General features: G+C 60.8%; 1 protein-coding gene. It reads right to left on the reverse strand.

Annotated features, from left to right (window positions below; translation table 11 throughout):
* Positions 1-586 (reverse strand): reverse transcriptase domain-containing protein (locus AAEZ09_RS27880; RefSeq protein WP_350601576.1); only part of this gene is annotated, 586 nt, incomplete at both ends.

Consider the following 586-nt stretch of genomic DNA (forward strand, 5'->3'; position numbering starts at 1 on the left):
CGCCCGACATCGTTCCCGCTTCGAGGTAACGACGGATCAGCGTGAGCACACGCTTGTCTTCGATTTGACGCGCCACGCAAACCATCAGGACATCGTGGTTGACCCGATCAAAGAACTTCTCGAGATCAAGTTCCACGCACCAGCGGTGACCCGCTGCCACGTGGCCGCGAGCGGTTTCGATGGCTTGGTGAGCGCTTCTACCCGGACGAAAGCCGTAGCTGTAGTCCGAGAACAGAGGATCGAAGATTGGCGTGAGCTGTTGCAGCAGTGCCTGTTGGATCAAGCGATCCACGACGCTGGGAATACCCAGTTGCCGTGTTCCGCCTTTGGGCTTGGGGATGTCAACGGCGCGTACACCCTGCGGGTGATACTCGCCGGCCAGCAACCTCACCTTGAGGGTCGGCCAATACTGTTTCACGTAGTCCGCCAAGTCGTCGACCGTCATGCCATCGGCACCCGGTGCGCCCTTGTTGCTGACCACACGTTGATACGCACGCCTAAGGTTGGCCGGTGCAAGCACCCGCTCCATCAGCGTGTCCGGCTCCGCGTTCGTCCACGTCACAGACGCCGCCGATACCTGTGCGCT

The organism is Pseudomonas sp. 65/3-MNA-CIBAN-0223, from assembly GCF_040310425.1.
Classification (GTDB): domain Bacteria; phylum Pseudomonadota; class Gammaproteobacteria; order Pseudomonadales; family Pseudomonadaceae; genus Aquipseudomonas; species Aquipseudomonas gregormendelii.